Source organism: Thalassotalea eurytherma, assembly GCF_030161415.1.
GTDB lineage: Bacteria > Pseudomonadota > Gammaproteobacteria > Enterobacterales > Alteromonadaceae > Thalassotalea_G > Thalassotalea_G eurytherma.
The window spans coordinates 202,382-228,647 of record NZ_BSSU01000002.1 but is presented as its reverse complement, the minus strand read 5'-3'; the positions used below and the strand labels follow the sequence as shown (position 1 = coordinate 228,647).

Here is a 26,266-nt window from a genome sequence, read left to right as displayed (position 1 = left end):
GTTATTTGATCAGCGTTAAAACATTTTCAGGAGGTCTACCTATAATCGCTTGTTGACCGTCAGTAACAATAGGGCGCTCAATTAATTTTGGCGTGTTGACCATGGCATTAAGCAAGCTTTCGTTGTCAGCACCTTTTAGGTTTTGCTCTTTAAATTCGGCTTCTTTAGTTCGCATCATGTTGATAACGTCAACGCCTAATTGTCCTTGTAAATTTTCAATTTCAGCTTTAGTTAGTGGTGTTTTAAGATATTCAACGACTGTAACCGGCGCATTTTTTTCTTCGATTAACTGCAAGGTTTGACGGCTTTTAGAACATCTTGGGTTGTGATAAATCGTTAACATAACTCTCTCTATAATCGTTTTAACTTAGTTTCTTCATTTTGAAATTGTAAAATTCTAGCTTTAATACGCTTTTGAACCAAAGGGCTCTCGCCAAAATAGTTGTATGCGGTTTGCAGCTCATCAACTGCGCGAGAGTATCCGCCTAGCAAAGCGAATACTTCTGCTTGTGTTGCATGCATATTACCCATGTCTTGTTGCTTACGGTAAATGCCTGTTAACAGATCATAACCAATAAAGTTTTCAGGACTAACGATCAGGAAGTCTTTCAGCAGTTGTTCTGCCTGTTCAAGTTTGCCAGCTTCTCGTAAAACATTGGCATAGTTCAAGCTAACGACTTGGTTGTTGGGCATAAAGTTGTGAGCTCTTTCTAGCATGGTTAACGCTGTCTCGAATTCTTTGAGTGCAATGTAAGTATCACTTAATGCGTCAATGTAAAACAGGTTATGATCATCTGCTTGATAGAGCTCTTCTAACACTTTTCGCGCATTCTTGTATTGCTTGTCTTCATAGTAACTTAACGCTAAACCGTATTGCGCACCTTCTTTTAAGCGATAGCGGCTTTTATTGAGTAAGGTTTGGTAATAGCCGATGTTATGCTCAGCGTCTTTTTGATAGCGGGCTTGAATACGTGCCTTACTTAATTCAAAAGCTAATGACGGTGGCAGTTGAACCGGCGGGTAAGCCTGAGCACGCAAACGTGCGTCAGAAATACGAGAATCAGGAAGTGGGTGAGTTAGCAACATTGCTGGTGGTTTACTTTTGTAACGAAAAGCTTCCGACATTTTGCCAAAAAATTCAGGCGCTCCATTTGGATCGAAACCACTGTATGCCAATAAAGCAATACCTACGCGGTCAGCTTCTTTTTCGTTACCACGAGTGTAGTTAATCGATGCTTGCTGAGTTGCTGCCATTGATGTTGATAAGGCAGCCATACCAACTTGCGGGTTGATGAGCGTTAATAATACACCCGTTAACATACCTGCTAACGAGAGTGATTGTGTTCTAGATTGCTCTTCTAGTCGCCTTGCGAGGTGGCGTTGAGTCACGTGAGAGATTTCATGGGCAACTACAGAAGCAAGTTCACTTTCGGTATCTGCCGTTGTTATTAAGCCACTATGGATACCAATATGACCGCCAAAAAATGCGAAAGCATTAATTTCATTGTTATTAACGATAAAAAACTCGAAAGGGTAATTTACATCGTTGGCATTTCGCACCATGCGATTACCCAAATCATTAATGTATTCAATTAATACGGGGTCGTTGACTAACGGTTGGCTCGCTCTTAGTTGCCTCATCAAAGCAAGGCCAACTTGTCTTTCTTTATCAATGGATAAGACGCTTGTGCCTGCTGACCCTATTTCAGGTAGGGCATTTTTATCATTTTGTTTACTTGCCAACGCATTGCTTGTGCTGGCAAGGCAAAGACCAAACAATATTGAGCATAAAGAAGTTGTAAATTTATTCATTAAATGTCCGCAGAATCATCGGGCGTTTCAATTAAGCCTGATGTAATTTCGCTATAACCTGAACTACTACCACGTACTCTGACATCAACTTCTTTATAAAATTCAACAATTGAATAACCGCGCATTTCAATGATGTCGAACTTTTCTTCAAGAATCTTGATCAGTCTGCTAACCGTTATGTAGGCATATTTAACTAAAGCTACATCTGCGTCATCGCCATTTTCATGGGTGAAAAATAAAAAAGAAGGTAAGCTATTTATTCTAAATAACATACGCATCGTTTCTGGATGCCATTCTTTAAACGGGCAGTGTGGGCTTTTTACTAAGGTTCTGTTTACTTTTTCATTCAATGCAATCGGAAAACAGTGTAACTCGTAGCCCATTTGATTGTAGGTATGACGTAAAGCTATTTGAGGCTTACGATTGACAACCGTTTCACCTGTTGGCAATCGTTCACCATCAAGTAACGAAAGGTTCCAGTTATTGGGATTTAAAATTTGTTTATATGCACTGTCAAAACCATGAGATAAAATTCCGTCTACTTCACCTACTGAACTTGCCACCATGTGGTAAATAGCAGGTACTTCTCCCCAATTTAATTTGCGCTTGTAAGCATTAATCTCTTTAAGGTTGGGATGCTTTGATAATTGCTGCATAACGAAGAAAACGCTCCTAAAATCAAAAAATAACTCAATAGTCTTAACTAGCCATTGTAATCAATTGTCGCAAAATAGATAATCAAACAAAAGGGTTTGTTAAGATAAATTTATGCACTTTGAATACAACGCTACTGAAGACAAATGTCCACTGCCTTTGGTGAAATTGCGTGTTATATTGAAAAAGATGCAACCGAGGGACACTTGTATGATTCAAGTATCCGATAAAGGTTCGAAAAAAGATATTCCTAAATTGCTCAACGAGCAAGGTTATCAGTTTAGTCTCAAGCAAATTGATGCCTTAACCACTCAAATAGATATTATTACAGGCTAGCTTACATGGTTAAAATGATTACCAATTGGTATAAAGAAAAATTCTCTGATCCGAACGCCGTTGCGTTAATTGTGATTCTTTTATCAATTTTTATCCTTTTTTATTTTTTCAATCATATCTTAATGCCGGTGTTTGTTGCATTAGCTGTTGCGTTTTTACTCGACAAACCTGTCAATAGACTGGTGAAATTTGGCTTAGGGAGAAAGCTAGCAACGACGATCATTGTCGCTTTGTTTGTTGGTATTGCGATGATAGCCATCTTAGGATTAATGCCTATCGTGTGGCAGCAGGGCAGTAATTTAATCCAAGAAGCGCCAAATATGATCTCTAGATCACAAGAGTATTTATTTGCCTTACCAGAAAAGTATCCTGAATTAATTAATGTGGATCAGTTACAAACACTGATTAACTTAACAAAACAGAAAGTTTTAGGTTGGGGGGAAGTTGTTCTAGAGGCTTCTCTTAATTCATTGTCTAATATTGTCGCGCTATTGGTTTATTTAATCTTAGTGCCTTTGATGGTGTTCTTCTTTTTAAAAGACAAGAAAGTATTGATAGCACAAGTAACACGCTTTTTACCTAAAGAGCGCCGTTTAGCATCGCAAGTTGGCGATGAAATGAATCAGCAAATTTTGAACTATGTACGTGGTAAGATCATTGAAATCATTATTATTGGTGCAGCCTCTACGTTAGCGTTTTTGTTCTTAGATTTGCGTTATTCAGTATTGCTAGGGGTGTTAGTTGGCTTGTCGGTGTTAGTACCCTATGTTGGCGCCGCTATTGTCACGATTCCTGTAGTATTAGTGGCATTATTTCAATTTGGTTTTTCTGCTGAATTTGGCTATGTCATGCTATCCTACGGTATCATTCAGGCTCTTGATGGTAACTTATTGGTGCCATTACTGTTTTCTGAAGCGGTAAACTTGCACCCTGTGACAATTATTATTGCGGTCATTTTCTTTGGTGGCTTGTGGGGCTTTTGGGGGGTGTTTTTCGCAATTCCTTTAGCAACACTGGTTAAAGCCATTATTAATGCTTGGTCAACACAAGTGGTTGAAGAAGTAAAAGCTCAATAGGTATTTCCTATAAAAAAGGCGCCAGAATAAACGTTATTCTGGCGCCTTTTTTTTTGTTCAATGCACTAATTAGCCAAGTTCAGCTAACACATCAAGTACAACTTGATGATGCTCTTTCGTTTTAAACTTATTAAAAACGTGTTCAATATTGCCGTCTAAACCAATTAAGAAGCTAATACGGTGAATACCGTCGTATTCTTTACCCATAAATTTCTTTAAGCCCCAAACGCCGAAATCATCAGCGACCTTGTGGTCAACGTCTGACAACAGTGTGAAGTTTAATTCATCGCGTTGACAAAATTTAGCAAGGCGCTTTGGCTCATCTGGACTGATACCAAAAACAACCGTGTTGTTTTCATCTAGCGCTGCTTTGGCATCACGAAGATTTTGTGCTTGGGTTGTGCAACCAGGTGTCATCGCTTTTGGGTAAAAATAAACTAATACGCGTTTTTTACCGATAAAGTCATTAAGGTTTACGGTACTTTCGTTTTCGTCTAACAATGAAAATTGTGGCGCTTTATCGCCTGCAGTTAAGGTATTCATGACCTTCCTTTTTAGTAGTTTGATTTTTTAATACAACCTTGAACATTAATTTGCTCACACAGCTGTAAAAAGTCATTTTCAAGTTCATTAACACAAGAGTCATCTTGCATTGTAAATAAGAGTGTTGCACTCATGATGTCAGTTTGCGGGTTAATTTCAGAACGCAATGACGACAAATCAATATTTCGATTGGCAAAAAACGCAGTGACGGATTTAAGCACGCCCGGCTGATCAATCCCTGAATACTGCGCTTGATATTGCTGATTGTAATCTAATGGTTTGTAAGCCGATGTACGCTTCATCATGGTTAATAGATCAAGTTCCATCGCGAACGCAGGCAACTTAACCTCTAATTGATTAATGCTAGCGATATCGCCTTTTAACATCATGATAAAAGCAAATTCTTCACCAAAAATTGCCATTTTACTATCAAGAATGTTACAGCCACATTCACTTGCTAATTTTGTCAGTTCGCTAACACTGCCCATGCGATCAGGCCCCATGGCGGTTAGTACTAAATACTGAGACATTGATAAACCATTAAATAAAATTTAAATAAAGTCTTATTGTAACGCAACTTTTCATCATAATTTAAGTCTCAATCTTGTTATTTCATTGCAATCGTAATAAATCATGCAATTTATTAGCTTGCCACTTGTGTTTGTAATATCAGCCAAGTACCATGAGGCTCACTAAATTAGCAGTAGTTAACTGCGATTGTTCAACAATAAAAATAAAACCTAAAAGGTTTTTTAGAAAACTACTAAGTGCGATGCTTAGTATGAAGACGTTATTCTTTGGGAGTGTTAATGAATCGTCAATTGGTTTATGTTTCGTTACTTAGTGCAGCTTTGGTTGCGTGTTCAAGTAATGACAAAAGAACGGCTGATGGTGGCTTTGAGTACGTAAAAGTCGATGAAGGCAAGCCACTAATTATGCCAGAAGCATTAAAAGCTCCAAAACAACATAGTACTTATATGATCACCAACGAGATTAACCAGTCTGGTCCTGTTGGTGACAAAATGGATATCCGTGCACCTTCGTTAGTGTTACCTATTGCAACCTCTACTAGACTTGATCCTAAAGCGACAAACGCTGTTGTATGGTTTGACCAAGAGCTTGATGATGTAAAGTTAGCCGATTTTGTTCAACAAGTTATTGCTGACATGTTAGTAGATAACGGTGCTCAAATGACGGTTGTCGATGCACAAAACTATATTTTTGAGTCAAATTGGATCAAAACTGAAAAAGAAGAAGGAAGTTTCTTCTCATCTAAAATCGATTCTAAGTCTGAAAAATATCGCTATACGTTTGATGTGAAACCACACGGTCGTAGCTTATTGTTGAAAGTCGAGTTAATTGATTATGAAGCAAGTGCATCGAAAAGTGAGTTAACGCAAATTGACCAGCATAGAGCTGAAATTGCCATGCTTAATAACGTGATTGGTTATGTCGATTATGAATACCGCTTAAAAGAGCGTGAACATCGCTTAATGATTGCTAATCAGAAGTTATTATCTATTGGTGAAAATGGTAAGCAAGAGCCATCATATTTAGTTGAAATGCAACGCGACAGATTATGGCAGAACTTACCGTTATTCTTTAATGATTATGGTTTTAAAGTAACTGATTTAAATGAAACGAAGCGTATTTATTACGTTACTTTCGAAAAGCCTGAAATTGGTATTTGGGATAGTATTTGGGGTAGTGATACACCAATCGTAGAAATTGAAAATGCTAAGTATGAATTTAGATTGTTCGATACTGAGAACCCAAGACAAACGGCACTGACAATCTATAACGAGTCAGGTGAAGCGGTTCCTGCGCAAGTATTAGAACGCATATTCCCAGTGGTAGAGCCAGGTTTATCATTTAGAAACATTTACTAATAACACAAGCTTTAAATAAAAAGGGTCAATGTAAGTAATTACGTTGACCCTTTTTTAATGGCTACTTCTTATTAATAGTAGGCATCACGTGTTTTTTCTTTTTACTGCGAGGTAAGGTTTCATCAAGATCGTTTAACGATTTTTTACGCAATGGTTTGCTCGATGTTTTATGGACCGTTGAAAAGTTACCAATCATAAAAAGAACAATAACAATGATGATAATCAACGTAATGGTGTAATCAGACATTCGGAAACTCGGCTACGTTTATAACGTATTGTTGGTATATCGTTGATATATTATCGACGATTTTATCTTTGAGTAATATATCAGAAGCTAATAATTGTGTTTTTAATGTATCCACAGATAATGCGCGTTGAAATTGCTTTGCGATAGGTAGATATGAGAAATGCCATGGCTCAACAGCCACACCTTGACGGTACGTGTCGTACGGGCGATAGAAACCATAATTTATTGCGTGCTTATCTAACCAACAGGTTAACGGGTAAAAATAACCATCTTGTTGATATTCCCAAGGTGTTAGCGATAAAGACGTATTTTTAGGTAACAATGAAGGGTCATAAAAATCAAAATCAGAGCCCCAGTGATGTCGGCTGGCGCCCGGCAAAGCAGAAAAATGTAGGATTGCTTTGAGCAACTCATCTTCAGATACTTCAGTGGGTAATAACCGTTGGTTTTGCTCGTCTAATATAGCCAACTCGCCAGACGCTTTTCGATTAAAAATTGACAGCTGTCGATCAAAGTTTCTAAAGCTACTTGCGAGCCTCAAGCTAAATCCGTCTTGATTAGCATGGGCGATTAACGCTTGAAGTGGCGCTAACACGTCATAGTGCGCGCCATGATTTGCATGATGCTCATCACTTACTTGCTGAGCACCGTCGTTTATCTCAATAATGTGCTGATTAGATAAACCAAGTATTGTTTGAGTTAAGGCACTGTCTTTTTCCATCGAATAGTTACCGCGTATTAGGTAAGAGCATTGACCAAACTAAGATAATATATTTCAGTTAAGCCTTTTAAATCGTCACAATTAACACATTCATTTACCTGATGAATGGTTTTGTTCACTGGGCCTAGCTCAATAACTTGAGCACCTGTAGGCGCGATAAAACGACCGTCTGAAGTGCCACCAGACGTTGAAAGTTCAGCATATTTCCCTGTTACTTGCTTAATGGCGGTTTGAACTGAATTAACTAAACTACCTGGCTCTGTGATAAAAGGCTTTCCGTTATATGTCCACTCTATATCATAGGCGATATTGTGGCTTTCAATAATATTTTCGATTTTTTCGACAATGCACTTATCTGTTAATTCCGTTGAGTAACGCAAATTAAACCATGCTGTAACCGTTTGTGGAACAACGTTTAGTGCCCCTGTACCACCTTCAATATTGGTGATTTGAAAGCTTGTCGCAGGAAAGTATTCGTTGCCTTCATCCCAATGTGTCGTGCTTAGTTGATCAAGCACTGGCATCGCTAAATGAATCGGGTTATTGACGTGTTCAGGGTAGGCGACATGACCTTGTTTACCATGAACTGTTAACTTGGCGGAGATTGAACCTCTACGTCCATTTTTAACGATATCTGCCAATTGATGACTACTCGATGGCTCACCAACGATACACATGTCTATTTTTTCATGACGAGCTTCTAAGGTATCAATAACACGTGTTGTACCGTTGATAAATGGACCTTCTTCATCACTGGTAATTAAGTAAGCTATTGAGCCTTTGTGATCTGGGTGATCTTTAACAAACCGCTGTGTCGCAACTAACATCGCGGCAAGGCTGCCTTTCATATCAGCAGCGCCACGACCATAGAGCATGTTCTCTTTAATAACCGGTTCAAATGGCGGTGTTTTCCATAGGCTAAGATCACCCGCTGGAACAACGTCGGTATGGCCGGCAAAACAAAAAACTGGCTGCTCGTTACCGCGCCTTGACCACAAATTTGTTGTGTCCTCAAAGACCATGGTTTCATTAGTAAAACCACATTGCTCGAGTAAATCTTTCATGAGCTCTTGGCAACCAGCATCTTCTGGGGTCACTGATTCTCTAGCTATTAATGCTTGTGCTAGTGCTATGGTAGGGTGACTCATGACTGAAATATCTGTAGGTATTGAGGCTCTTTAAAACCAAGGTAGGCGGTGTCATTTAGCACAAGAACAGGGCGTTTTATCAATGTTGGCTGCGCCACCAATAACTCAACAATATTCGTTTCATTGAGGTTTTCTTTAACCATGTCGGGTAAATTACGATAGGTAGTACTGCGCTTATTAACGAGTTCGCTTATATCAAGTTGCGCTAAAAACTGACTTACAAGCGCTGCATCAATACCGTCTTTACGAAAATCATGGAATTGATATGAGATGCTGTTTTTATCTAAAAATTTAAGTGCTTTTTTTACTGTATCACAGTTAGAGATACCATAAATCGTGGTCATAATTTCCCTTAAATAATGTCGTAACCATTCGCTAATAATGCGGTTTTGGCGTGTTCAATTTTATTGCTTTTAACAAGAATGTGATCGGTGTCAAACGTTGAAATAGCAAAAATACTAATTTTTTCGTTAGCTAATACCGTTGATATATTTGACAAAATACCCGTTAAACTAAACGCCAGAGGTCCTACAACTTCAAACATTCGCCAATCGTCTTCGATATCATCACTTTCGATAGTAATGTTTGACGGTAAAACAATAGAAACTTCTTGTGGTGTATTTGCTAAGAAGTATATAGGTGCATTGAACACTTGCTCAGGGATTTTACTTTTGGCTGGCAATGAATGAATTGCCATGACATCTTTCGTAAGTCTTAGGGTTAATTTACTCATTATTTATCTTGTTGATAAGTGTTGATAACACTATACCGATTTACATTGAAATTCGCTACTTATCTCGCGTTTTAGTGCTTATTCAATGACGCCAAGATAACTGGTATACCTGTGAAAATAGCGGTTTTAATGACATTTTTATTAAATTTGCAAAGAATTCATAACTAATCACGTAAAAACGGTGGTGGATTGTATGATTTAAAGTCAATGCACTATCCACAATATCCACAAATGCTGTGGATATCATTGTGTATAGCTTATGGTTAAATGTTTATGTATCTGTTTTTTATGGTTTTTTTTGCTAGGTTGAAAAACGTACTAATGATGTTTTTTGTATGATTTATCAACAATGTGGAAAAGTAGCGATAGTGTTAAGTTTATTAATAAATAGCGTGTTATTTACAATAAACTCAACACTAACTAGCGGTATTTAAGGGACTAGCGTTAATCTTTTGCTTGTATTGCGGTCAAGGCAATCGTGTAAACAATATCATCGACTAATGCGCCACGAGATAAATCATTTACAGGTTTATTCATACCTTGAAGCATAGGGCCAATACTGATTAAATCTGCTGAGCGCTGAACAGCTTTGTAGGTTGTGTTACCCGTGTTTAAATCAGGGAATATAAACACTGTCGCTTTACCTGCAACCGGACTATCTGGTGCCTTTTTCTTGGCAACATTTTCCATAATGGCTGCATCGTATTGCAACGGCCCATCGATTAAGAGATCTGGGCGTTTCGCTTTGGCTATTTCTGTCGCCTTTGCGACCTTCTCTACATCAGCACCTGTGCCTGAACTACCCGTTGAATAACTGATCATCGCTACTTTTGCATCAATGCCAAATCGAATAGCGGAATCGGCAGATTGAATAGCAATATCGGCAAGTTGTTCCGCATTGGGATCAGGGTTGATAGCACAGTCACCATAAACGAGCACTTGATCAGGTAACAACATAAAAAATATTGAAGAAACGAGTGAACTACCTGGTTTTGTTTTTACCAGTTGCAACGCAGGCCTGATAGTGTTCGCTGTCGTGTGCACTGCACCTGAAACTAAGCCATCTACTTGCCCTAGTTGTAACATCATCGTACCCAATACCACGTTATCTTGTAATTCTTGACGCGCAACAACCTCTGTTAGTCCTTTATGTTTGCGAAGCTCAACCATTGGATTCACATAATTTTCAATTATGTGGCTAGGTTCTGTGATGAGTAGACCAGTGGGCAATGTAATACCTTGCTGTTCAGCGATACGCAAAATCTCTTCCTTATTACCTAATAGCTGACAACGCGCAATTTTTCGTTCTGCACAAATCGCCGCAGCTTTTATTGTTCTTACGTCATTTCCTTCAGGTAATACAATTAATTTGCCTGCTTGGCGCGCCATCTCAGTTAACTTATGTCTAAAGGCTGGCGGAGATAGTGTATTGATACTGGTGACTTGGCTTGATAGCTGTTCAATCCATGAAGGTTCTATATGATCGGCAACGAATACTTTTACTTTATCTTGACGCTGTGTGTCGTCTTCTGGAATTTCTGGGTTGAAGTTCATAATATAACGTGAGGTCTGCCACGTGTCCCATGGTACCGACAAAATTGGTAATCCAGTTTCTAGTGCTTGCATACACAGTTTGCTAACTTGCTCGTTTGGTTCAAAGCCATTAGTTAAAAGCAAGGCACCAACTTTCGTTCCATTTAGTGCTGATAAACAGGTTGCGATAATGATATCGACACGATCACCCGGTGTCACAATGAGTCGTCCAGGCATTAGATGACTAACAAGATTAGCCACTGTACGAGCACAAAAGGTTACTGAACGAATTCTGCGATGATCCATATCGCCACTATGGATTATTTTTGCATCAAGGTAGTTAGCTATATCTGCAACACGAGGCGCGATTAGGTCTAACTCCCAAGGCACAGTACCAAGCAAAGAGAAATTTCTTTTATTAAAAATGGCTAATTGTTCAAAGTCGCTAAGTTGCCATGGTGCTTCGATATTACTTTCTTTAGGTAATAATCCAAATTCGTCTTTGTCAGGTGCGTTAACTTTATTGATAATACAACCAATAACTCGCTTATTTTTAAGACCGCCATAGGTTTCTGCGCTAACTTCAAGCCTGTCTTCAAATTCGATCAAAGAGTCTTTGTCAGGGCTTGCAACAAGTACAATGTCGGCAGAAAGAGCTTTGGCAACGTCTCTATTAATTCGACCAGCATAAGGTTGTCGAGTAGTAGGGATTAACCCTTCAATAATGATGACATCATGTTGTTTTTCTAACTCAGAAATATTTTCAATGATCCCTTCTAAGACGACTTCATGATCACCATCAGCCATTTTCTCCTCAACATAACTTAAAGGAATAGAGTGGCTATGTTTTTCAGGCTCATTATGGTGTCGAGTATTTCGCGCTGGCTGAGAAATTGGCTTGAAATAACAAACGTTAATACCGCGCTGTTGGCATGCATGCATGGCACCTAATGCAATTGAACTTAGGCCAACACCAAAACCTGCGGGCACTAACATAATGCGATGCGACATAATGACTTCCTTTTAAATAGCGTTGATAACTTGTGCTGTTTGTTTGGCAATAACCCACTCTTCATTAGTTGGAATAACCAAACAGGCGCGACTTTCATTCGCTGCAATGTTACCTGATTTGCCAAATCGAGTTGCTACATTTAATTCGTTATCAATGGTGATATTTAATAACGATAATGATTGGGTTACCTGTGCTCTAACATAGTCAGAGTTTTCACCGATTCCACCGGTAAAAATGATAGCGTCTAGCGTTGATAACGATGCTGCATACGCTGCAATTTGTTTTGCAATCCGATAACAAAAAATATCTAAAGCGAGCTTTGCTTGCTCATTGCCAGCTAACATAGCTTCTTCTAACAGGCGGCAGTCGTTACTTAATTGCGATAGGCCTAAAAGGCCACTTTCTTTATTTAGTAAGTCGTTAACCTGCTTTTGTGTGTAACCTAAACTATTAATTAAGTGAAAGATAATACCAGGATCAATATCGCCACTTCGTGTCCCCATCACTATGCCTGATAGTGGTGTTAGCCCCATTGAAGTATCGACACTTAAACCATTTTCAATAGCGCATATACTCGAGCCATTGCCTAAATGAGCGCTAATAAAAGATCCTTTCAGCGCAGGTAGGTTAAGCAACTGTGATGCAGCTCGGCTAACAAAGTAGTGGCTCGTGCCATGGAAACCGTAACGACGAATACCATGCTGTTCATAAAGTGCGTAAGGTAGAGCATACAAGTAAGCCTTTTTAGGCATCGACTGATGGAAAGCCGTATCAAAAACAGCGACTTGTGGTAATGAAGGAAAGGCTTTTTCCGAGGCTTCAATACCAGTAATGTTTGCGGGGTTATGTAAAGGAGCTAGTTGCGATAGCCTATGCAGTGTTGCCATCACGTTGTTATCAATTAACGCAGGTTCACTGTATTCTTCACCGCCATGAACGACTCGATGACCAACCGCAAACACTGCTTCTTTGTATGAGTGCTGCGTCAAAAAATCAACAATGCTACGTAGCGCTATTTGATGGTCAAAAGGACTGGTGAGTGACTGTTTCTCTTTATTACCATCGACTTTGAAGGTGATGGTAGCTTGTTCAGTCATTAAACTTTGTGCGAGACCATTAAGCCTTTCATTACCAGTAGCAGGGTCGATAAGTGAAAACTTAATTGAAGAACTGCCACAGTTGATAACAAGTATAAATTTATTTTTCATAAACCTATTAATAATAAGACGTTAGAGCATGTAGTTCTACTATAGCTCGTTATTTCAGAAAAATATCTATCTGCATCGTTAAAACCAAAAAAATATAAGAAAAATATTCGGAGTAACTTTTCATGGGCAAAAGGATAGGCTAAGGTTACAATATTAATATGAGCGTTATTGAAATTATTAAATTAGGTCACAGATATTTGAAACTGTGGCCAGAAAGACCAGAACTTAGTGAGTATTTTCAAGAATACTATGCGATTTCGCTTGCGCGTTTTGTATGGCGAAACTTTTTAGGTTTTAGTTTATTTATTTTGCTGCTGTTTACGTTAGTGGCAGGACAGCAAAACATGAGTTTGTTGGTGTTTTACGTTGTTTTTGCATTATCAATGCCTATACAGGTGTTAGTGATGCTTGGTGTAAAAGCAGATAAAATGTTACCGCCTGGATTATCGTCTTGGTATAAAGAAGGCCTTGCCAGATATAATGAAAGTGGTGGTCAACTGCAACTTTCTAGTCAAAAACCACGCTATATAGACCTTGCCCAATTACTCAATTTGACCTACCAATCAAGTATAAAGTAGCTGGACTATTGGTTATTTTTATACAGGCGGATCATAAAGTCTGCTTGGCATGAAAAAGCCGAAATTTCTGCCAATTGGGCTTTAACTTCTTCACTGGCTTTGAAGGCAAAAGGTGTCATGGCCAGTAAATGAATCGCATCTTCACCTGATGTTATTGTCATGTCGTAAGTGAGTTGTTGTTGATGAACAAGTGTTAGGTTGCTGATAGCTTGTTTTTCGTCATCGTGCTGTTGTGCATCAATATAGATTTTTTGCTTTAATGACAACAAGTGATCTTTTGCTGGTGTTACTGTTAATAAGTAACCATGGTCTGCAAGTACACGGGTGTACTCTTCTTCTAAAATGGGCGCATAGACACAGGTCATCCAGTCAATACTGTTATCGTTAAATGGCAGCATTGACAGGGTACCAACGCTAAAATGACATGCTTTATATCGTTTGGCGGCTTTTTTAATTGCTTCTTTAGATATATCAATGCCGTAGACTGAATTGCTTTGTGTTTTGTGTTGATGAGTATAAAAACCTTCACCGCAACCGGCGTCAAACATACTGCCATTTTCTCGACCATATTGTTGATAAAGCGCAAGCATCGCATCGACTAATGGTTGGTAATAACCTTTATCTAAAAATGCGCGACGTGCATTTACCATCGCTTTATTATCGCCAGGACTTTTTGATTGCTTAAACTGCACGGGAAGTAGGTTGAAATAACCTTCCTTTGCTTGGTCAAAACTATGGTGGTTATCACAGCGTAACGTGCGCTGTGATTTAGAAAGCGGTAATTGGCAAAGCGGACAACGATAAAGTATAGACATAGATTTTAGAAGGCTAACCTAGGCTAGCCTTAGCTGTTGAGTAGTTATTTAAAAGTAGACCAAATTGGTGCGTGATCAGAAGGTTTTTCGATGCCGCGCAACTCATAGTCGATATCTGACTCGATACACTTGCTTGCAAAACTTGGTGTAGCAAGCACAACATCAATACGTAGGCCTCGGTTATCGTCAAAACCACGTGAACGATAATCAAACCAAGAGTACTTTTCGCCAGTATCTGGGTGTAATTTTCTAAAGGTGTCTTCAAAGCCCCAATCAATTAACGTTTTTAACCATTCACGTTCTTCTGGTTGGAAGCTACATTTCCCCGTTTTCAACCAACGCTTGCGGTTTGGTTCGCCTATACCGATATCTAAATCAACAGGAGAAATATTGATATCGCCCATCACCACAATATTTTCTTCATTGTCATGGTGATCGTTTAGGTACTGCATTAAATCTTTGTAGAATTGGCGTTTATATGGGAATTTCGTTTCATGGGCAATATTGTCGCCCTGAGGAAAATAGCCATTTAATACGGTAACAGGTTCGCCATGTTCATTGGTTGTTTTTACCATAATCATCCGCTTTTGAGCGTCTTCGGTATCAGTTGGGAAACCTTTAATGACTTCATCTGCAGGTTTTTTACAGAGCATGGCAACGCCGTAATGTGCTTTTTGACCATGAAAGTAAACGTGATAACCCATTGCTTCAACGTCAGCTAAAGGAAACGCCTCGTCATGGACTTTAATCTCTTGAAGGCCAATGATATCTGGGTTGTGCTTATCAATAAGCGCTTGTAATTGATGAAGGCGAGCGCGTAAGCCATTTATATTAAACGAGATGATTTTCATTTGTTTACCTTGGATTTTCTTTTATGTGTAAGCGAAAAGCGGTGTTAATCACGTTTGCCACTTACTTTAACATGTTGATGAAATTATAGATTGTTTAGTAATGCCATTAGCTTATCTTTTGAAATTGGCTTTTTTAAGTGCGATAGGGCGCCTAGTTCAGTCGTCTTTTTAATATCTTTTGATGATGCATTACCTGAGATAATAATGACTGGTATATGTTGACATTCTGGCATCGCTTTTAACTTTGCGAGCGTCTCAAAGCCATCCATTTCTGGCATGACTAAATATAGCAAAATAACATCAGGTTGAGACTTGGTTAGTTGCCTTAATGCATTGGCTCCAGAGATCGCAGCTTGTAGTTTTATCTCTGCTGGCAGTATACCTTTGATAAGGTGAATGTTTATTGGTTCATCGTCAACGATAAGTACGGTATTAATCATAATTTCCTAGGTACGGCTTAACTGTTATATTTGCGAGTTTAAATGTGATTGCAAGTCGAGAACATGAGTTTTCGCGCCTTCGAAGTCATAATCTTCTATTGATTTTCTCACTTGCGCTAACAAGTCACTTTGAGTAACAAGCATCGATTGCTCATCGATTTCTTCAAATGCTTCAATCGCATCAGTATCAAAATCATCTAAAAGTACCAGTAGTTTATCGACACGAGCTAAGATAAAGTCTTTATCATCATTTTTCAATGCTATGTCGGTTTTAATTGGTAATTGATTGAATGCTTTTAAAATAGAGTCTATCGCAACGTTAAGTTCTATCGTCAAACTCAACAAATAAGGCAATAGCTGACTCATTTCAGTATTTGTTTTAGTTGCTGACTCAAGATTTAACGCAAGAGACTGTATAGCTGACGCACCGATATTAGCGGCAACACCTTTTAATGTATGAGCAAAACGCACTGCGGTATCTATATCATCGCTAATAACGGCTTCTCTAAAACGCTCCTCAAAATTAGCTTCACGTTCCGTGAACTTTATGAGTAATTTCTTATGTAGGTGTTTATTACCTTGGCAAGTATTCAAGCCAAGTGATTTGTTAATACCCAACATATCAGGTATTTCAACATCACCTTCTGCTGCTGAAACTACTTTAGGTTTTTGAACAGCTTGTGGTGAAGACGGTGTTATCCATTTAGAGAGGCTTCCAAATAAATCTTTTACGTTAATTGGCTTGGCAATATGATCATTCATACCTACAGCAAGCACTTTTTCTTTATCGCCAACCATAGCGTTTGCTGTCATTGCTAAAATAGGTAAGTCTTTAAATTTTTCTTTGTGACGAATAATTTTTGTTGCTTCATAACCATCTAGTACAGGCATTTGACAATCCATCAAAACGCCATCAAACGTTTGTGATTCAAGCATCTCTATAGCAATCGCACCATTTTTTGCGGTGGAGACGATAATGCCGTTTGATGAAAGTATTTCAACGGCAAGCTCCATATTGATCTCGTTGTCTTCTACTAAGAGTATTTTGGCGCCACTTAACTTGTCGATAAGTTGTTGTGTATGCTCTCGGCGTGCTGAACTGCGACTCACGTCGATAACTTTACGACCAAGGGCATCCATAATTGAATCAAGCAAGGATGATGGTGTTACAGGCTTAGTTAAAAAGCTACTAATAACAACTTCTTGAGCGGCTCTATAGGCTTTTTCTTTACCGTATGCGGTTACCATAATTACGGTAGGTATGTTCTCTAGGGTTTCATCAGACTGAATAAGTCGTGTTGCTTCAATACCGTCAATTTTCGGCATTTTCCAGTCCATGATGACAAGGTTGTAATTATCAGTAGTGTCTTGAGCTTTAAGCATCGTTAAAGCTTGCTCTCCATCGATAGCTTGGTCAACGTGCAAATCAAATTGGCTCAGAATGCTTGTGAGAATTTCACGTGAGGTTTCATTGTCATCAACAACTAAAACCTTCAGGTTTTCTAACAGGCTACTTTCTTTGGGAATCCATGCGTCTTTCGTGAGCCCAAGATCAATGCTGAAAGAGAATGTACTTCCTTGACTCTCTTGGCTTTTACACCAAATTTTACCACCCATCATTTCAACAAGTCGTTTACTAATTGCCAGCCCTAAACCTGTACCTCCATATTTACGGGTGGTTGACGTATCAACTTGGCTGAATGATTGAAACAGCTTTTGTTGTTGCTTTGGCGATATACCGACACCTGTGTCTTTTACGTGAAATGCTAGTGTTACGGTTTCGTCTTGTTTAGCGATGTATTCAACACTAATAACGATATCACCAGATTCGGTAAATTTTACCGCATTATTCCCTAAGTTAATTAATACCTGACTAATTCTAAGCGGGTCGCCAACGAGTGAAGTAGGCACAGAATCTGGAATATTAAACATCAACTCGAGGTTTTTCTCTTCAGCTTTCAAAACAACGAGATTAGCAAGGTTGTCAAAAACATCTTCAAGCCTAAATTCAATATGCTCAATATCGAACTTACCAGATTCAATTTTCGAAAAGTCTAAGATGTCATTGATGATCCCTAGCAATGACTCGGCTGAGCGGTGTACTTTATCAATGTAGTTTGCTTGCTTAGCGTTTAACTGCGTATTGAGAGCTAATTGTGACATCCCGATAATGGCGTTCATCGGTGTGCGAATTTCATGACTCATATTTGCCAAGAAGTCACTTTTGGCTTGCGTCGCACTTTCAGCTTTATCTTTAGCTTCGATAAGTTCGTGCTCTAATGTTTTTCTTGCAGTGATATCGCGAATTGCGGCGAGCACCAACATGCCTTCAGCGGTTTCAATTGGGCTTAAACTGATTTCAATAGAAAGGGGCTCACCATTTTTCATAATGGCTGTTAAGTCTCTACCTGCACCCATAGCTCGGACAGTTGGCTGTTTGAAATAATTGCTTACCATGCCTGGGTGAGCTGCACGTAAATCATGAGGCAACAACACATCAATTTTCTTACCAACAAGTTCGTGAGTTTTATAACCCAGTACGTTTTCTACTTGCTTATTAACAAACGCTATGATGCCGCATTTATCAACCAAGATAAGGCTATCTGGCGCAGATTCTAGTAATCCTTGGAATTTTTGTTCGTTAACTTTTCTGTCGGTGATATCTAGGACTGAACCATGAATTTTTATCGCTTCATTTTTCTCGTCATATTCTGCTTGGCCTTGTTCGTAAACCCACAATGTGCTGCCATCTCGATGACACAAGCGATATTCAATTGTATAGGTGTCATGATTTTCACAAGCGTTGCTAACGGTTTTTTCTACATGTTCAATATCATCAGGGTGAACAAGTTGTCGCCATGTAATGACATGAGATTCAGTAAAGTGCTCAACATCATAGCCAGTCAATTTATTAACTTCATGGCTAATAAAGCTCATTGTCATACCATCACTAATATCACAAGTATATGCCATGCCAGGAATGGTATTTACTAAGGCACTAAAATGATTCTCTCGCTCGGTAATGCGCTCTATCAATAAGTTGCGCTCCTTAATACGTTTCTCAATTAGTCTAAGCATGATGGCTAAGGTCACACTAATGAGAAAAATAGTAAGAGGAGGAATAATATTGGTGATTGAACTAGACGGGTAAATTTTACTGTTAGCCGCTTGCGCGTGAATCGTCCAATGGCGGTTAGCTACGTCAAAGTTATATTCTTTTTGCAGGAATTCAAGGTTGTCATCGACATTGGCAACACGTGAACGATGATGATATAAAAAACCATGTTCTTTTTCTGCGCCATCATCTGAAAACGTCAAATTTAAACCCGCAGGTTCTAAAAAATTACTAAGAATTCGCTCAAACGTAGGCTGTAAATAGATAACGCCGGCAATTAAGCCGACAACGGCATCATTGTATGGCACGCCATCTGCTAACTTCAATTGGTCATAAACAGGCAAATTAATGATAACGCCGAATTCTTCTTTAGGTGTTTGAACCAGGTCAATACGGCTTGAGATACTTACACTGTTATTGGCAATAGCTTCTTGTATGCCTTGAACGGAATCGTTAGAGGCAATTAATAGCGGATTTATGCCTAATGCCGGTTCATTGCCTTTAATAGGTTCTACATATGCGACAGGAAAATAATAGGGTTGCTCTGGCGCAACAATGACATTGCCTTCATTGTCATAGGATTTTAAAAAGTAATGAATACCCAACTCATCTGACAACGCTTTTTCGAAGGAACTTCTACTTTGATGAGAAACTTTAGGTAGCCATTCAATTGCAAGTAAACCTTTAAATTTATTCAATTCCGACATCGTTACGCTTTTAAATTCTGCTCGCGTTATCAAATCGTCTACGTAATAGGTATTTCTCACGTAGCGCAGCACTTCAATATAAAAGTTTATGCCTTGCTCAAGGGTTTTACCGTGTTGATTAACTCGGTGTTCAAACTTTAAACGGGTTTGTGTTTTTATGTTAGTACTGAGTAATTGGTAGATAGAGAACGATAAAATACTACCAAGAATCACTACTACTAACGGCATGTTAATTCTAGAGGATTGATTTTTATGTGTTTTAGCACGATCTTTGGCATTGATGATGAAAATAATACTTAGCGTTGCAAAAATGCCGCAAATAAGGATACCTTCTGCTGCAAGGCCTGAATTCATACTGTATTGATCTTCAACTTCTCTGTAATAACGATGAATAGCTTGCCATGATGTTAAGGTTAACGTGATGCCAAATATGCCAATGGGTATCGTTAACCAGTGTTCATATAGGCTTAAATAGTTATGTTTTAGTTGTTCTTTATAACAATACAAAAACGTAGCTAATGCTGAAAGCATAAAGGCAAACGATGTATGTACTGCCATTTTAGTTAAGCCAGCCCAACCCCATGATGTTTCAACGGTAAAATACTCGGCGAAAGCAACTAAACCAAACGACAACACGCAACTAGCTAATATACTTAGGACGGCATTAGAGTATTTGTTTTGTGTCGTTGAAATGATGTAGCCTAAACCGCATAAGGCAAAGCAAACCGCAGTATCCGGAGCCATTCTGCCTGGGTGCGTGACCCTTACATTGATATAGTGCTCCATCAATGCTTGATCGATACCTAGATTGATACCCAATATAAATTGGCTTAGGGTGATTAAACCGAGTAAAAGTAGAAAGCTACCAACAACATATAATGCACGTTGGTATTGTTTATTCATGAAAAAACCGCCAAGACCTAAAGCGAGGAAGCCCAACGCAGTGTTGTACTGCATGGGAACAAAAGCTTGGTTTATTTGGATGAGGGTTTCGTTATGTGTGTACCAACCGTAGATAACGACTAAGCCGATTGCTGCTGTTAGAAGACATAACAGCTTTACAACGGATTCAAGGCTATTGCTGCTGTTAGAAGACATAACAGCTTTACAACGGATTCAAGGCTATTGTACAGGTGTTGGTGCTTCATAAATTAATCGGCTTATTAAAGAAAATCCTTTATTAGTTCAAAGCTTATCTCATAATACAGGGGATTTCTAACCCTATATAGGCTTTATTTTAGTGATGTAAAACAATGTCATCATAGCGAGTAAAATAAGAGTTCCACCTAGCATGATGGCCCAAATACTGCCATATATGGCGATAAAACTACCTAACAAGGCCATCGTGACATTGGATATTGAGAATCCTGTGGTAAGAAGCCCCATTAGCCGCCCTTGATGTTCGTTCTGGTGTTGCTCTGAGATATAAATAGGCAATAAGCCATTAAAAAGTGCAATCGCAACACCGATTGACGCATAGCCAAGCCATACAGTCAAAGCACTGAAAGTAGGGTGACTAAAGAGCAAACATGCAAGACCAAATAACCCGATATATACCCCTCTTAACATGCCAAACTTGCGCTTAAACGGGGTGACAAATAAAGCACTCGTTGCCACCATAAAGGTTGTTAACAGCGCAGTAATCGTGCCAATGTCAGGTGAATTAAAGTTAAAGCGTTCAACGAGCCACACAGGATAAAAGCTGTAAAAAGCATTTAAGCCTAAGGTAACAAGCAAGTAGACAATAAATAGACGTTTAATCGATGGTACCTTAAGCAGTCCAAGGGAGTTTTTCTGAACGATAAGTTGATACCACGAAAACTTTTCATTGTTAGTTTTTGTTGGCTCATGATTAAGAAATAGGAAGACGCACAAACAAGCAAGCGCTAGCGAACATGCAGCAACATAAAATACAATTTCAGCGCCAAAAGGCTGCAAGAACCCGCCGGCTAAAGGCCCAATTAACCAACCCGCGTAAGTTGTTGCATTAATTAAACTAAACGAACGCGTTTTATCTAACGTTTTTGACAAATCAATGGCTACAGCTTTGGCAATACTTATATTGCCTTCACACAACCCTGTAAAAATACGCGTAATGACAAACAATGGGTAGTGCTCGCTAACTAGTGCGTATGCAGACAGCAAATAACCTAGCATTGAACCAAATAGTGAAATGATAAGTACTTTTTTACGGCCATAAACATCAGAGGCCGCGCCAATAACTGAACTACCAATGAGCACTCCTAACGGGTAAACCGCAAGCAACATACCCAAGAGTAATTTAGGATGAATGCCGCCAAATGTCGTCAATGGCGAAACTTCATTTAAAAAGAGTGGCGCTAAGATGGGGTAGGGCAAGGCAATGCCTGCACAACTTAACAACACAACGAGCATCATTGTTAATAACGCGTTAATCGCTTGTTGTCTTTGCATTTTCTACTACTTATAGGGGTTTAGATACATGATAGCTAGGCGAAGGGGATTGTAAAGACAAAGTTCTTGTTCTAAGTATTGATTATTCCGCTATTCTCAAAATGTAATTAATTGTTTTAATAGGGTAACATCATGTAGTTACAGTTGTTATCGTAATGTTAAGGGTATAATCTAATACCATCAATTTGTAAACGTTTTATACGGAAACTTAACAAATGGGTAAGCTTCTTTACCCAAATGTTAATAAAGCTAGCCAAGGCACGGGCTACAATTCTAAATAGGAGAATAAGAAATGGCTGAAAATAAGTCAGTAAAGAAAATTCTATTGGTTGAAGATGATCGTCAACTTTCAAATCTAATTACAGAATTTTTAGAGAGCGAAGGTATGCATGTTAAACAAGAGTTTCGTGGTGATACTGTAGCGAAGCGTGTTGAAACTTTCACACCGGATCTTATTATTCTCGACGTCATGCTACCGGGTAAAGATGGCTTTGCTGTTTGTCGTGATTTACGCCCTACTTTTAATGGACCAATCCTTATGCTAACAGCTAAGGGTACTGACTTTGATCAGGTTCTTGGTTTAGAAATTGGCGCTGACGATTACGTTATTAAACCCGTAGAACCACGTGTTTTATTAGCTCGTGTAAATGCCTTATTACGTCGTGGACAATTACCTCAGTCTAGCAATGAAGCAGCTGACTTAACGATTGGCGAGTTATTCATTTCTCGTGGCTCTCGTCAGGTGACGTTATCGGGTGAAAATATTGAACTCACTAGCCAAGAATTCGACTTATTATGGTTATTAGCTAGCCGCGCCGGCGAAGTACAAAATCGAGACTATATTTACAAAGCTGTTGTTGGACGTGAATACGATGGCATGGATAGATCAGTTGATGTGCGTGTTTCAAGATTACGCAAAAAGTTACATGATAGTAACGAGACTCCGTTTAGAATAAAGACTATCTGGGGTCAGGGCTACTTATTCGTGCCTGACGCTTGGTCGTAAACCCTACTTGAATGTTAAAGGGGGGTTTACTCCCCTTTTTTTATGTAAAGATCGATTATTATTTATGAGACTTGGCCGTACCTTTTTTAGCCTTTATTTGCTGATCGTTTTTTCTTTGTTGACCATTATGTGGTTCTTAGATCAAGCCTGGCATTTTTATTTAGAGCAAGATGTTGATTCATACGATGGTTATAAAGTCGTGATGAAGGCAGCTGAAGATCACCTACTTGAATTTCCACAAGAACAGTGGCCAGAAGAAATTAAGCGTATATCAGAAAAGTTTCAAATTGATTTGAATATGCGATTGATGCCGACGATTAAAAAGCTCACTAAAGATGATCAAGAACACTTAGCAAAAGGTAAAACCTATATCTTTTTGAAGGGCGATGACGTTATGTTGCATCACCTCATCGGTAAAACAGAAGAAGTCCTTATCTTAGGTCCTATGCAAATTCCTACTAGGCCTGAACTCGCAACATTCGGCCGCACGTTAATTCTCGTTATTTTTGGTATTCTTATTTTCTTTTGGCTGTGGCCATTATCTCGTGATTTAGACTCGTTAGATAAAACAGCGAGAAAAATTGGCGAAAGTCATTTTGATGTACAAGCACCAAAGGCGATGACGGCAACAATAAGTCCATTAACGAAAACCTTTAATATGATGGCTATTCGGTTAAAGAATTTAGCCAATGCTCACAAAGAGTTAACTAGTGCCGTTGCTCACGAGTTACGAACACCATTAGCTCGAAGTCGCTTCGCACTTCAAATGTTAGAGAATGCTAAAGACGACGAGAAGCGACTTAAATACATTCGTCAGATCGATAGCGACACAAAAGAGCTTGATGAATTAATTAATGAATTATTGATTTACTCGTCGCTGGAGTCTGACCGCCCACAGTTAAATTTTGCTGATTATAATATTAATCAGTTGATTGAAAGCCATATTACCAAGTATGAACAATACGATGGCAAAATTGAGATAAAAAATAAAGTTGGGCAGTTATATGTTGAACTTGATAAACATTTTATCAACCGCGCAATTGCCAATTACATCACTAATGCGATCAAATACGGTGAAGACCTTATCGTGATAACGATTTTTATAGAAGGTGATAATGTGGTTATTGATGTAGATGATAATGGCAGCGGTGTAGATGATGCAATTAAGCCAGATGTCTTTGAAGCGTTTACTCGCGCCGATAAAAGCCGCAATAAAGATGACGGTGGCTTTGGTTTAGGTTTAGCTATAGTTGAACGGATTATGGAGTGGCACCAAGGTAGTGTGCTGGTTGAAGATAGTCTATTAGGCGGTGCTAAATTTCGACTAAAATTTCCGATAGTTCAATAAATTACTAAAGCAATTCGTTTAATGACCGATATAGTTTTTAATCAAACTTTATCGGTCATGTTGTTTTGGAAATCGATACACTTTTAGTCAATGAATCTCAGCTTGGAGCGCAGTTAAATCACTGTGTTCATGACAAACGTCGTAGTGATTTTTCACTGATGCTTGCCATGTTAAGTCAAGACGTAAGAGACTTTAGTGAATTTCAACAAGATCAAGAGAATAAAGCCGAGCAGATAAATACTGATAATGATTTGCGAAGCCTCTTTGAGTTACCTGAACCTGAGCCTCTAGCATTAAAAAGTTTAGAAGAAGTCACTTCGTTTAATCAAGCCGCTACGGTAGAAAGTGAATTGTTTGACGATGTACGTTTATCGCAATGTATAGCGCCTAAACCATTGTCATTTAGAGATGATAAGTCTTATATTCCAACGCAAATTAAAGCTAATTTATCACTATGCCAACAACATCGATTAGCGCACCAAGGTAAAGATTCGATTGCTTCACCTCAACCGGCTAATGTCGCTTCTTGGTTAAAAAACGTTAAAACGGCAATGGCTAAATCAGCTTCGATTTCACTCCACAGCATTGTTTAAGTTTTTTCATTGAGCCACAAGGGCAGGGATCATTTCGTTTAGGTCTATCCAGTGCTTGATGATTTAAAATATCACCATCTACATATCGCCATACTTTTTGTTGGTTAATCTGTTCTTGTTCGAATCGTGAATGCTCTCCAATTTTATATAATTTTCGATTTTCTGCATAAGTCGCGATAAAGGTGACTGTTGTATCACTTGTTTTTGAAACTTCAAGCTTGAGCCAGGTTGTTGCTTTTGCCCACTCTTCTAGTTCACTAAGTGATAAACCTGCCTGCTTGTCGCTATGATAAGTATCAAATATATACTGGCTTAATGTTAAGGCGTAAGCACTGTACCGAGAACGCATTAATTGCTCTGGTGTTTGTGCTTGTTGGCTATTTGTATGAAAAGGTTCGCAACAGTTGGTATAGGTTTGTTGGCTTTGGCATGGACATAACAACATTGGAGAATCGACCCTAAAAACTAGAGTCGATAGTATAAAGCTACCGGCTTTTAATGAACAGTTAAAGGCGCCTCTAATACAATAAAGTCAGTATTTGAAAGTTGCGCTTGTTGGCTAAGCCAGTCAATTTGGTTCTGGGCGAAAAGTTGTTTACATAATACAACTGCACTGCAATTTCCTTTTCTAAGTGCCTTGTGGATACTTTTGGCTTCAATTCTTACTTTATTACTGTGCACTTTGAGAATCTTGTTAGTGTCGACATCATTACCCTGCGATAGTGACTTAAGCGCAGTATCTTCAGGATCAATCATGAGTATCCATTTATTTTCAGCCTTATGGTTACTATAGATATTGGCAAGTGTTTTCTGTTGTTGCTGAATAACATTATTCTTTACGATTTTCGTTGCTTGCATGTCCATCAAATTTCACCTGTATATTATCTGTATAAATTAACAGTACTGTAATTTAAAACAGTTTTCAACAATAAATTGATATTTTTTTAAACAATAACAAAATTCGACATAAGTAAAGTTGATACCTATGCCGTAGTAAAAGTAAAAAAGTATCTAGGAGTCAATAAAGGGTAAAACAGTGGCCAGCGCACATTGGCGTGCTAATCCAACCATTCAAGTTCATCTATCACAAGACGCGCCTGAGCCAACGTACAATTAGATTTAGTCATTAGCTCATTGACGGTAATATTAGGGTTGCGCTTGGCTAATGCCAGCAAACTTTCATGGGTAGTGTATTCAACATGGCTAGATAGTTTTTTAACTAACCATTGCCAACTTTCTTCATTACTGCGCGCGATGTCATGAACAATTTGCTCAAGTTGCTCCGTAGTGCCAGTTAACTGCCAATTACGCGAACGCCCAATTCTGTTTAACGCACAGCCATGATCTCGTATCAATGCTTTTAACGCATAAGCTTTCAGAGATTTCCTCAAAAAAGACGGTAAAATAATCGTAATTAAAGCGGCCACAATATTAATAAATTAGTTTGTTAAACACCCATCATAACATC

27 protein-coding genes are annotated in these 26,266 nt (G+C 38.7%); 7 read left to right on the top strand and 20 right to left on the bottom strand.

What is annotated here, in order from left to right:
• Window position 1 precedes the first annotated feature (1 nt).
• From arsC to QQK02_RS02475, 3 genes are read right to left on the bottom strand one after another with little or no spacing between them, the layout of a single operon-like run.
• A complete protein-coding gene (gene arsC, locus QQK02_RS02485; RefSeq protein WP_284206367.1) occupies window positions 2-343 on the bottom strand; it encodes an arsenate reductase (glutaredoxin) in 342 nt (113 codons plus the stop codon).
• An 8-nt stretch (window positions 344-351) separates the two neighbouring features.
• Complete coding sequence (gene bepA / locus QQK02_RS02480; protein ID WP_284206366.1) at window positions 352-1,812, bottom strand: beta-barrel assembly-enhancing protease; 1,461 nt, start codon at window positions 1,810-1,812, stop codon at window positions 352-354.
• Entirely contained in the window at window positions 1,812-2,468 is a 657-nt protein-coding gene (locus tag QQK02_RS02475; RefSeq protein ID WP_284206365.1) for a hypothetical protein, read from the bottom strand. The genes bepA and QQK02_RS02475 overlap by 1 nt, the downstream gene beginning before the upstream one ends.
• Window positions 2,469-2,580: 112 nt before the next feature.
• On the opposite strand from QQK02_RS02475, the gene QQK02_RS02470 reads away from it, so the two are divergent.
• Together QQK02_RS02470 and QQK02_RS02465 are read left to right on the top strand one after the other, a co-directional pair.
• Window positions 2,581-2,802 carry a sulfurtransferase TusA family protein gene (locus tag QQK02_RS02470; protein ID WP_284206364.1) on the top strand — a complete coding sequence of 74 codons (222 nt, stop codon included), beginning with the start codon at window positions 2,581-2,583 and terminating at the stop codon, window positions 2,800-2,802.
• Window positions 2,803-2,807: 5 nt separating this feature from the next.
• A complete protein-coding gene (locus QQK02_RS02465) occupies window positions 2,808-3,878 on the top strand; it encodes an AI-2E family transporter (RefSeq protein ID WP_284206363.1) in 1,071 nt (356 codons plus the stop codon).
• Between the two features lie 69 nt (window positions 3,879-3,947).
• Here QQK02_RS02465 and bcp read toward each other — a convergent pair whose 3' ends face one another.
• Window positions 3,948-4,421 carry a thioredoxin-dependent thiol peroxidase gene (gene bcp / locus QQK02_RS02460; protein ID WP_284206362.1) on the bottom strand — a complete coding sequence of 158 codons (474 nt, stop codon included), beginning with the start codon at window positions 4,419-4,421 and terminating at the stop codon, window positions 3,948-3,950.
• A gap of 11 nt (window positions 4,422-4,432) precedes the next feature.
• Window positions 4,433-4,951 (bottom strand): glycine cleavage system protein R, encoded by a 519-nt coding sequence (locus QQK02_RS02455; protein ID WP_284206361.1) that lies wholly within the window; start codon window positions 4,949-4,951, stop codon window positions 4,433-4,435.
• A 279-nt stretch (window positions 4,952-5,230) separates the two neighbouring features.
• On the opposite strand from QQK02_RS02455, the gene bamC reads away from it, so the two are divergent.
• Complete coding sequence (bamC, locus tag QQK02_RS02450) at window positions 5,231-6,310, top strand: outer membrane protein assembly factor BamC (protein WP_284206360.1); 1,080 nt, start codon at window positions 5,231-5,233, stop codon at window positions 6,308-6,310.
• Window positions 6,311-6,371: 61 nt separating this feature from the next.
• Here the strand turns inward: bamC and QQK02_RS02445 are convergent, their stop codons facing one another.
• The 7 genes from QQK02_RS02445 to QQK02_RS02415 all read right to left on the bottom strand — a co-directional run bounded on the left by QQK02_RS02445 (window position 6,372) and on the right by QQK02_RS02415 (window position 12,912).
• On the bottom strand, window positions 6,372-6,557 hold the full coding sequence (locus QQK02_RS02445; protein ID WP_284206359.1) for a hypothetical protein: 186 nt from the start codon (window positions 6,555-6,557) through the stop codon (window positions 6,372-6,374).
• Window positions 6,550-7,278, bottom strand: coding sequence for a M15 family metallopeptidase (locus QQK02_RS02440; RefSeq protein ID WP_284206358.1), 729 nt, complete (start codon window positions 7,276-7,278; stop codon window positions 6,550-6,552). The genes QQK02_RS02445 and QQK02_RS02440 overlap by 8 nt, the downstream gene beginning before the upstream one ends.
• A 17-nt stretch (window positions 7,279-7,295) precedes the next feature.
• The gene (gene dapE, locus QQK02_RS02435) at window positions 7,296-8,426 is read right to left on the bottom strand and encodes a succinyl-diaminopimelate desuccinylase (protein ID WP_284206357.1); all 1,131 of its coding nucleotides are present in this window, start codon (window positions 8,424-8,426) and stop codon (window positions 7,296-7,298) included.
• On the bottom strand, window positions 8,423-8,770 hold the full coding sequence (locus QQK02_RS02430) for an arsenate reductase (RefSeq protein WP_284206356.1): 348 nt from the start codon (window positions 8,768-8,770) through the stop codon (window positions 8,423-8,425). The genes dapE and QQK02_RS02430 overlap by 4 nt, the downstream gene beginning before the upstream one ends.
• Before the next feature lie 8 nt (window positions 8,771-8,778).
• Window positions 8,779-9,159, bottom strand: a complete 381-nt coding sequence (locus QQK02_RS02425) for an ACT domain-containing protein (RefSeq protein ID WP_284206355.1) — start codon at window positions 9,157-9,159, stop codon at window positions 8,779-8,781.
• A 444-nt stretch (window positions 9,160-9,603) separates the two neighbouring features.
• The gene (gene pta / locus QQK02_RS02420; protein ID WP_284206354.1) at window positions 9,604-11,703 is read right to left on the bottom strand and encodes a phosphate acetyltransferase; all 2,100 of its coding nucleotides are present in this window, start codon (window positions 11,701-11,703) and stop codon (window positions 9,604-9,606) included.
• Window positions 11,704-11,715: 12 nt separating this feature from the next.
• Window positions 11,716-12,912 carry an acetate/propionate family kinase gene (locus tag QQK02_RS02415; protein ID WP_284206353.1) on the bottom strand — a complete coding sequence of 399 codons (1,197 nt, stop codon included), beginning with the start codon at window positions 12,910-12,912 and terminating at the stop codon, window positions 11,716-11,718.
• 158 nt (window positions 12,913-13,070) lie between these two features.
• Here QQK02_RS02415 and yfbV point away from each other — a divergent pair, with 158 nt between their 5' ends.
• Window positions 13,071-13,490 carry a terminus macrodomain insulation protein YfbV gene (gene yfbV / locus QQK02_RS02410; protein WP_284206352.1) on the top strand — a complete coding sequence of 140 codons (420 nt, stop codon included), beginning with the start codon at window positions 13,071-13,073 and terminating at the stop codon, window positions 13,488-13,490.
• Window positions 13,491-13,495: 5 nt separating this feature from the next.
• Here the strand turns inward: yfbV and rlmA are convergent, their stop codons facing one another.
• From rlmA to QQK02_RS02385, 5 genes are all read right to left on the bottom strand, one after another.
• Complete coding sequence (rlmA, locus tag QQK02_RS02405; protein ID WP_284206351.1) at window positions 13,496-14,305, bottom strand: 23S rRNA (guanine(745)-N(1))-methyltransferase; 810 nt, start codon at window positions 14,303-14,305, stop codon at window positions 13,496-13,498.
• A gap of 44 nt (window positions 14,306-14,349) precedes the next feature.
• Window positions 14,350-15,156 (bottom strand): exodeoxyribonuclease III, encoded by an 807-nt coding sequence (xthA, locus tag QQK02_RS02400; protein ID WP_284206350.1) that lies wholly within the window; start codon window positions 15,154-15,156, stop codon window positions 14,350-14,352.
• 83 nt (window positions 15,157-15,239) lie between these two features.
• On the bottom strand, window positions 15,240-15,596 hold the full coding sequence (locus QQK02_RS02395; RefSeq protein WP_284206349.1) for a response regulator: 357 nt from the start codon (window positions 15,594-15,596) through the stop codon (window positions 15,240-15,242).
• 24 nt (window positions 15,597-15,620) lie between these two features.
• Complete coding sequence (locus QQK02_RS02390) at window positions 15,621-20,516, bottom strand: PAS domain-containing hybrid sensor histidine kinase/response regulator (protein ID WP_284206348.1); 4,896 nt, start codon at window positions 20,514-20,516, stop codon at window positions 15,621-15,623.
• 123 nt (window positions 20,517-20,639) lie between these two features.
• A complete protein-coding gene (locus QQK02_RS02385) occupies window positions 20,640-21,851 on the bottom strand; it encodes an MFS transporter (protein ID WP_284206347.1) in 1,212 nt (403 codons plus the stop codon).
• Window positions 21,852-22,143: 292 nt separating this feature from the next.
• On the opposite strand from QQK02_RS02385, the gene QQK02_RS02380 reads away from it, so the two are divergent.
• From QQK02_RS02380 to QQK02_RS02370, 3 genes are all read left to right on the top strand, one after another.
• Window positions 22,144-22,857: a response regulator gene (locus QQK02_RS02380; protein ID WP_284206346.1), complete on the top strand. Its 714-nt coding sequence runs from the start codon at window positions 22,144-22,146 to the stop codon at window positions 22,855-22,857.
• 127 nt (window positions 22,858-22,984) lie between these two features.
• The gene (locus QQK02_RS02375) at window positions 22,985-24,205 is read left to right on the top strand and encodes an ATP-binding protein (RefSeq protein WP_284206345.1); all 1,221 of its coding nucleotides are present in this window, start codon (window positions 22,985-22,987) and stop codon (window positions 24,203-24,205) included.
• 65 nt (window positions 24,206-24,270) lie between these two features.
• Window positions 24,271-24,798, top strand: a complete 528-nt coding sequence (locus QQK02_RS02370; RefSeq protein WP_284206344.1) for a VC2046/SO_2500 family protein — start codon at window positions 24,271-24,273, stop codon at window positions 24,796-24,798.
• On the opposite strand, the gene QQK02_RS02365 is transcribed toward QQK02_RS02370, so the two are convergent.
• The 3 genes from QQK02_RS02365 to QQK02_RS02355 all read right to left on the bottom strand — a co-directional run bounded on the left by QQK02_RS02365 (window position 24,761) and on the right by QQK02_RS02355 (window position 26,225).
• On the bottom strand, window positions 24,761-25,243 hold the full coding sequence (locus tag QQK02_RS02365; protein ID WP_284206343.1) for a YchJ family protein: 483 nt from the start codon (window positions 25,241-25,243) through the stop codon (window positions 24,761-24,763). The two genes, QQK02_RS02370 and QQK02_RS02365, sit on opposite strands and share 38 nt — an antisense overlap.
• Before the next feature lie 50 nt (window positions 25,244-25,293).
• Window positions 25,294-25,662, bottom strand: a complete 369-nt coding sequence (locus QQK02_RS02360; RefSeq protein ID WP_284206342.1) for a hypothetical protein — start codon at window positions 25,660-25,662, stop codon at window positions 25,294-25,296.
• Between the two features lie 194 nt (window positions 25,663-25,856).
• Window positions 25,857-26,225: a ribosome recycling factor family protein gene (locus tag QQK02_RS02355; protein ID WP_284206341.1), complete on the bottom strand. Its 369-nt coding sequence runs from the start codon at window positions 26,223-26,225 to the stop codon at window positions 25,857-25,859.
• Window positions 26,226-26,266: the final 41 nt, after the last annotated feature.